This window comes from Streptomyces sp. NPDC055078 (assembly GCF_053607985.1).
The window spans coordinates 1-7,495 of sequence record NZ_JBSGUP010000401.1; the positions used below are offsets into that span (position 1 = coordinate 1).

General features: G+C 67.8%; 8 protein-coding genes and 1 pseudogene. 8 read left to right on the forward strand and 1 reads right to left on the reverse strand.

All coding sequences use genetic code 11. The features are described from left to right. Window positions 1-559 precede the first annotated feature (559 nt). The 6 genes from ACWF94_RS27365 (at window position 560) to ACWF94_RS27390 (ending at window position 5,462) form a co-directional block, all read left to right on the forward strand. Complete coding sequence (locus ACWF94_RS27365; protein WP_453493908.1) at window positions 560-1,333, forward strand: GntR family transcriptional regulator; 774 nt, start codon at window positions 560-562, stop codon at window positions 1,331-1,333. Next, complete coding sequence (locus tag ACWF94_RS27370) at window positions 1,330-1,884, forward strand: GNAT family N-acetyltransferase (RefSeq protein WP_453493911.1); 555 nt, start codon at window positions 1,330-1,332, stop codon at window positions 1,882-1,884. The genes ACWF94_RS27365 and ACWF94_RS27370 overlap by 4 nt, the downstream gene beginning before the upstream one ends. A gap of 605 nt (window positions 1,885-2,489) precedes the next feature. Next, the gene (locus ACWF94_RS27375; RefSeq protein WP_453493914.1) at window positions 2,490-2,654 is read left to right on the forward strand and encodes a hypothetical protein; all 165 of its coding nucleotides are present in this window, start codon (window positions 2,490-2,492) and stop codon (window positions 2,652-2,654) included. A 114-nt stretch (window positions 2,655-2,768) separates the two neighbouring features. Further along, window positions 2,769-3,062, forward strand: coding sequence for a Dabb family protein (locus ACWF94_RS27380; protein WP_453493917.1), 294 nt, complete (start codon window positions 2,769-2,771; stop codon window positions 3,060-3,062). 301 nt (window positions 3,063-3,363) lie between these two features. Beyond that, window positions 3,364-4,362 carry an RNA polymerase sigma factor SigF gene (locus ACWF94_RS27385; protein ID WP_453493928.1) on the forward strand — a complete coding sequence of 333 codons (999 nt, stop codon included), beginning with the start codon at window positions 3,364-3,366 and terminating at the stop codon, window positions 4,360-4,362. 236 nt (window positions 4,363-4,598) lie between these two features. Beyond that, entirely contained in the window at window positions 4,599-5,462 is an 864-nt protein-coding gene (locus ACWF94_RS27390) for an RNA polymerase sigma factor SigF (RefSeq protein ID WP_453493920.1), read from the forward strand. A gap of 594 nt (window positions 5,463-6,056) precedes the next feature. Here ACWF94_RS27390 and ACWF94_RS27395 read toward each other — a convergent pair. Next, window positions 6,057-6,278, reverse strand: coding sequence for a hypothetical protein (locus ACWF94_RS27395; protein ID WP_453493923.1), 222 nt, complete (start codon window positions 6,276-6,278; stop codon window positions 6,057-6,059). 172 nt (window positions 6,279-6,450) lie between these two features. Between ACWF94_RS27395 and ACWF94_RS27400 the strand changes: the two are divergent. Beyond that, window positions 6,451-6,888 (forward strand): annotated as a pseudogene (locus ACWF94_RS27400) (MarR family winged helix-turn-helix transcriptional regulator); the annotation flags it as partial. Window positions 6,889-7,159: 271 nt separating this feature from the next. Next, the coding region (locus ACWF94_RS27405) for an MFS transporter (protein WP_453493926.1) at window positions 7,160-7,495 on the forward strand (336 nt) is incomplete at its 3' end.

The following is a 7,495-nucleotide window of genomic DNA, read 5'->3' on the forward strand; positions in this document are numbered from 1 at the left end:
CAACCAGCCGCACCGCCGTGAGCGGCGCGGAAGAGCTGAACCGCACGAGCGCACCGGACCATCAGGCCCAGGCCGACTCACACGGCGGGTCGTGCGATGACGCGAGGGGCATAGCCGCCGTGCCGGTCAGCACCGGCAGCGCCCTCGGTATGTCGACGGAACATGAAGATCTCCCCATCAGAGTTGAAGGGTCCCGAGGGCTTCACCAGCGCCGTTGCCACGGCCACCGGTCCCGAGCCTCGAATCTCGGAGCGTCATTCGCACTGCTCGACGCCAGCAGAACGACCACAACAGCGGCCGTCGACGGACCTCACCCGGCCGTCACGGGAACGGGGTTCACCCCCGTCAATCAAGACACTCTGTTGAATTGTCAAAGAACGATCGCTTCCTTCAGACCCCCTTTCGAGAGCCCTCCGGGCACAGTTGTGCGACCGGTTCGACTGGATCAACTTGTTTGAACCAGTTGCACGACTCAAGTTGAGCAGTACTGAGCCAGGCTCGTCAAGTGCTTCGCGGGAAGATGTATGAACCAGTTGAGCAAGTGGGGCATGATGGCCCTATGACCTCTAAGCCGCTGTACCGACAGGTCGCCGACGAAATCCGCGCGGAGATCGCAGATGGGAAGCACCCGCCGGGCAGCAAGCTGCCCTCAGAGCGGGTGCTGGGCGAACGGTTCAACGCCGCTCGGAACACAGTCCGGAATGGGCTAAACGTGCTCGTCGCGGAGGGGCTGATCGTGCCCGGCCAAGGTCGTGGCTACTTGGTCGCCTCGCATGAGGTGTTCAAACTCAATGCCTCACGCTTCGAGAACCTGACCTTCCCCCAGAACGGCGACGCGTACAGCACGGACGTCACGAACGCCGGCCGACGCCCACGCCAGACCTTCCGGGTAGAGCTGACACCGGCGCCGACGTACACCGCAGAGCGCCTGAGCGTCGACGTCGGGTCGACCACGGTTCTCCGCTTCTGCCACCGGTATGTGGATGATGTGCCCTGGTCGACGCAGGCGACCTACTATCCGGATTGGCTCATTGAGAAGGGGCCTCGGCTCACAGAACCGGGCGACATCGCAGAGGGGACAACGCGCTACCTCGCAGGGCTCGGCATCGAACAGATCGGGTACTTCGATGAGATCGCCACTCGCATGCCCACCCCAGAAGAGGCCCGGCTCTTGGAAGTCGGAGCAGGCATTCCCGTCTTGCTATGGACACGCACGGGCTACTCAACCGACCGGCCCATCCGTTGCACGATCACCACGCTCCGGGGAGATCTGAACCACATGAACTACGAGATTGGCGATCTGTCCGCGCGCCCCGAGAGCGAGCCTCAGTGATAGTCGAGGTCGCGCGCCCCAGCGACCTTCGAGCACTGCTCGCCTTCCGCGAAGAAGCGGCAGCATGGATTCGGACGCTCGGGTCCGACCAGTGGAGCCGTCCCTACCCCCCTGACCGTCTGCTCGCCACGATCGAGGCCGGTACGGTCTTCATGGTCCGCGACGGAGGGGCCAGTGTCGCAACGATCACCCTCACTCCCGAAGCGGAAGAGGGCCTGTGGACCGACGCAGAGCTGACAGAGCCCTCAATCTTCGTGAACAAACTGACCGTGGCCCGTACACACGCAGGGCAGGACCTCGGCGGTCGCCTACTCGATTGGGCGGGCGACCGGGCGTACCTCGGCGGGGCAAAGTGGCTCCGACTGGACGCATGGACAACCAACGAGGGGCTTCAGGACTTCTACCTACGACACGGGTTCGATCACGTCCGGACCGTCCGTCAAGGAATGGCTGTGAACGGTGGGCCGCGCGTATCCGGGTGGCTGGCACAACGGGCGACCCGGCCCGCCGACCATGGGTTCATCGACCGGACACCCGCCGTGGATGCCTGATGGGCCGTCTCAGTTTCCGTCTCATTCATAGCCGTACAGACCCGTTCACCGGCGTACGCGCAGCGCTCCGGGCCCCGCCTCGCGTACAGGTTTGAACGCCTGCGAACACACGCTGACCAGCGGGAACAGACCTCGAAAGCGAGTGTGGCGCAAGTCACCGAGGGTTCAAATCCCTCCGCTACCGCTTCCAACACCCCCTGAACCGCGGAATCGCGTTCAGGGGGTGTTCTGCGTGCGGGACCTGACGCGGACGCCGGGAGGCCGGACGCCGAGAGGCTCGCGCATGGTCGGGGGAGGCGGCGCGGGGGTCGGCCGCCTCCCCCGGTGGGGGCCGGTCCGGCAGGCCCGGTGCCGCGGAACGGGGAAGACCGCGGCGGTGGGCCCCGCAGTGCGGGACCGGTCCCTCTGACCCGCCGGATTCCTGCCGGGTCCGTACGGGTCACCCTCATCGTGCTGCGTCGCGGGCCCCGGCGGGCACGGCGAAGGGCCCTGATCTCAGGGCCCTTGGTCCATAAAGGCTCGGTTAGACTTCCGCGACTCTCCACGATCATCGAGGGATCAGAGAGCAGCAGGACTCAGGAGATCGCCGGGGAGGCACGGGACTGATGGCGCAAACGAGGAAGATCGCTCTCTATGTTGTCGTTGTCTTTGTGCTGTACACGATCATCACCTCCCCGGACAGGGCGGCGGATCTGGTCCAGATAGGCTTCGAGGGCATATCGGACGCGGCGAAGAGCGTCGGGGAGTTCATGACCGAGCTGGTCAACTGAGGACTGTCCCTTGGGCGCGTTGCGCAAGCAGCGCGGTCCGACCGGACAGTCGGCGGGGCAGCCCGCCGCACCCTGCCGACCGGAGCCCGCAGCAGCAACCCCCAGGAGTGCCCCTTGATCCGCCATCTGGTCCTCTTCAAGCTCAATGACGGCGTCGCGCGCGACGAACCGCGTGTGGCCGCCGGGGTGAAGGCGTTCCAGGAACTGGGCGCACTGGTGCCCGAGCTGGAGTCCTGGGAGTGCGCGTGGAACATCACCGAGCGGCCGATCGCCTATGACTTCGCGATCAACTCGGCCGTCGCCGACCGTGGTGCGCTGACGCGCTACATAGAGCATCCGGCCCATCAGGCCGCCGCCGCACAGTGGCGGGAGTTCGCCACCTGGGTGATCGCCGACTACGAGTTCTGAGCCGCCCTCCCGATCCGTTCCCCGGCCGGATCCCGCCCCGCCCCGCGTTTTGTACGGCCCCTCGCTCCTACGGCGAGGGGCTTTGCCAGGTTTAGAACCGGTCTGCCCTCAACACGACGTTATCTGGTGCTTGCACACAGTGGACATGTCTTGTGATGCTATGACCGCTTTTGACGGATGAGTTGACCGTAGTTGACCGCGAAGGGGTGGCGTAACCGTGCCGGCCAGTACCGCGCCTCAGGCGCCGCCCCAGAACGAGAGTCCGGACGACCCACCCGCCGCCACGAGCCTGGGCACGGCCATGAGCCCGCCCGCGTTGACGGACCCGGCCCCGAATACGGATACAGGCACGGGCACGGGTACAGGCACGGGTACAGGCACGGGCAGAGGTCCGAGCGCAGGCAACGGTCCGACCACGCCCACGTCCCCGCCCACGCCGACGCCCACGGGCACGGGCACGACGGACACGACGGACACGACGGACACGATCGTGACGGAGACGCCGTCGACGGACCCGTCCGCCGCCCGCACCCAGAGCCGGGGCGCCGACACCCGGGCGCTCACCCAGGTCCTCTTCGGCGAGCTGAAGAACCTGGAGCCCGGGACCACGGAGCACTCACGGGTACGCGGGGCGCTGATCGAGGCGAATCTGCCGCTCGTCCGGTACGCGGCGGCCCGGTTCCGCAGCCGTAACGAACCGATGGAGGACGTCGTCCAGGTCGGCACGATCGGGCTGATCAACGCGATCGACCGCTTCGATCCGGACCGGGGGGTGCAGTTCCCGACGTTCGCGATGCCCACCGTCGTGGGCGAGATCAAACGATACTTCCGTGACAACGTACGGACCGTCCACGTCCCCCGGCGGTTGCACGAGCTGTGGGTTCAGGTGAACGGCGCCACGGAGGATCTGACGACGGCCCATGGCCGTATCCCGACGACCGCCGAGATCGCCGAGCGGCTGAAGATCGGCGAGGACGAGGTGCTCGCCTGTATCGAGGCCGGGCGCTCGTACCACGCGACCTCACTGGAGGCGGCCCAGGAGGGCGACGGGCTGCCGGGCCTGCTCGACCGGCTCGGCTATGAGGACCCGGCGCTGGCGGGCGTCGAGCACCGCGATCTCGTACGGCATCTCCTCGTACAGCTGCCCGAGCGCGAGCAGCGCATCCTGATGCTGCGCTACTACAGCAATCTGACGCAGTCGCAGATCAGCCAGGAACTGGGAGTATCCCAGATGCATGTGTCAAGGCTCCTGGCCAGAAGCTTCGCTCGGTTGCGATCCGCAAACAGGATCGAGGCGTAGTCGGAACGGGTAGACCCCGTACGGAGCAATTTCGACGGCACCAACTCCCCCGCACCCCGTGCTTCCTGCGGGGATTCACCCGGATCATGTCGACAAATCTCTTCGACGCGTTGCCGACATGTGACATTCTGCGGGAGACGCGTTTGCCGCAGCCCCGCCGCCGGTATTTCAGGTGCAGGCTGCGTTCCTCCGTTGGTCGCGGCCACCGCGACCGTCCGCGACCTCAAGGGGGTGGCATGTCCGCAGAACAGGGCAGCTCGAAGGTGCTCACGCTCACAAAGAGCGCTCCCGCACCTGTCACGCCTGACAGCTCGGAGGCCATCGACACCCGTACGCTCTCCCGTTCACTCTTCCTGCGGCTCCGCGCACTGGACGCGGCGAGCACGGACGGGCCTGTCGACAGCCCGGAGCGCACCTATGTGCGCGACACCCTGATCGAGCTGAATCTGCCTCTCGTCCGGTACGCGGCGGCCCGGTTCCGCAGCCGTAACGAACCGATGGAGGACATCGTCCAGGTCGGCACCATCGGCCTGATCAAGGCGATCGACCGCTTCGACTGCGAACGGGGGGTGGAGTTCCCGACGTTCGCGATGCCCACCGTCGTGGGCGAGATCAAGCGCTTCTTCCGCGACACCTCGTGGTCGGTGCGCGTCCCGCGCCGGCTCCAGGAGCTGCGGCTCGCGCTCACCAAGGCGAGCGACGAGCTGGCCCAGCGCCTGGACCGCTCCCCGACCGTGCCCGAACTGGCCGCGGTGCTCGGGGTGTCGGAGGAGGATGTCGTCGACGGCCTCGCCGTCGGCAACGCGTACACCGCCTCCTCGCTGGACTCCCCGTCCCTTGAGGACGACGGCGGCGAGGGCTCGCTCGCGGACCGGCTGGGGTACGAGGACTCGGCGCTGGAGGGCGTGGAGTACCGCGAGTCCCTCAAGCCGCTGCTGGCCAAACTCCCGCCCAGGGAGCGGCAGATCATCATGCTGCGGTTCTTCGCGAACATGACGCAGTCGCAGATCGGCGAGGAGGTCGGCATCTCACAGATGCATGTCTCCCGGCTGCTGACGCGGACGCTCGCGCAGCTGCGTGAGGGTCTGATCTCGGACTGATCCCCGACTGGTCCCGGACTGATCCGGATCGATCCGGTCTTCGGCGGATCCGGCCTCGGACTCGATCCGACCTCAGGCTTGATCCGGCCTCAGGCTTGATCCGGCCTCAGGCTTGATCCGTTCCTCGGACGGATCCGCGCGGGTGCCCCACCGAGGGTCCCTTCTTGACGGTGTGCCAGCCGCGCTGTCGCGATGCGACGACGTCAGGCGATAGCTCGTACGGCGCTGGCGCTCTGCCTCGGTGGAGCGCCGGCCACCTGCGGAGGTCGTCCGGACAGCGACGGTTATACGCCCCGGGCGCGGGTGGCCCCATGAGCCCGAGCGGCAGCGCCCGCCCGGCGCTCCCGGACGCGCGCCGAACCCCCCGGGAACACCGGCAGCCCCCGGCACATCAACCCCACCCGGCACCCGGCCGTCCGCCCCGAAGCCCCCGGGGCCCGCCGCGGTCTGGAAAGAGCGGGCCGCCGACGACCCTCACAAGGCGGTACGTGCCGCAAGGCGGCACACGTCACCAGGCGGTACACGTCACCCGGCAGTGGCGCGTGACAAGGCGGTACGCGTCACCAGGCGGTGGCGCGTGACAAGGCGGTACGCCTAGCCGAGCGCCAGCCAGGCCACCGCGCCGAGGATCGCGACCGCAGCGACGACACCGGCGATCAGACCGACCTTCGGGCCGGATCGTGCGGGCGCGGCCTGGCGGCGGCTGCCCTGCGGAGCGCCCTCGTCGACGTACGCGCGGAACATCTGGGTGCTGCCCGCGGGGTCGTGGTTGCCCTCGGGGCCCTGGCCTTGGGGAGCATGCGGGTTGTGTGCCATGGGGCACGACCCTAGCGAACGCCGGGGTACGACCCAACCCCGGGCGGATCACCTTCCCGACCGGCGGGCGGACGCCCCTGGGGGAAATCTTTGGAGTTCCTTTACTGCCGCAACCCCTCTCTTCGATTGCCTGTAGCAACCAACGAATTATATGGTTGCCCTAAGCAATAAGATGCAGGGGAGGGGTTCGACCGTGACCGCACAGAGCCAGTACGCGGAGCTGGCCCGCCAGCTCAGCGGAATCGGCGCCGTACGGCGCGGCCTGCTGCGGATGCTGCCCGTCGAGTGCCCATCCGGCGCCGCCGCCGTGCTCTCCGTCCTGGAGCGCCACGGTGAGATGCGGATGAGCCGGGTCGCCGAGCTGCTCGCCGTCGACATGTCGGTGACCAGCAGGCATGTGGCCCATGGCGCCGAGCGCGGCTGGATCGAACGCGCCCCCGACCCCCGCGACGGGCGCTCCCGCATTCTGCGGCTGACCGCCGCGGGCCGGGACATGCTCGATGAGCTGCATCAGCGGACGGCCGGACTGTTCGCCCACAGCCTGGGGGACTGGTCCGACGACGAGATCGCCGCGCTGATCGCGATGCTCGCCCGGCTGCGGGACTCCTTCGGAGACGGCCGGGGACTCCTCGCCGCCCGGGGGCTCTCACCCGACCCGGGCGACTCAGCCGACCCGCACGGCACCTCCGGCCCGGACGACTCCGTCGACCCGCACAGCCCTCCAGACCCGTGCGGTTCTCCAGACCCGCACAGCTCACCCGACCCGCACCGCCCCCACGGCTCCCACGGCCCGGACGGGTCCCGCCACCCCCATACCCCCGTACTGCACGCGTCCCGTACCCCCGTACACCCGCGGAACGATGCGTAAGAAAAGGATCTCTATGGCTACGACCTCACCGGCCGGTGTGCGGGGCGGCCACCCCGGGCCGGAAGTACCGGGCGACAGCGCGCCGATGACGCACCGCCAGATCGTGGAGGCGCTGTCCGGGCTGCTGATCGGGATGTTCGTCGCCATCCTGTCGTCCACGATCGTCACCAACGCCCTGCCCCAGATCATCAATGATCTCGGCGGCGGACAGAGCGCCTACACCTGGGTGGTCACGGCGGCACTGCTGTCGATGACCGCGACCACCCCACTGTGGGGCAAGCTGGCGGACCTCTTCAGCAAGAAGCTGCTGGTCCAGATATCCCTGCTCATCTATGTGGTGGGCTCGGTG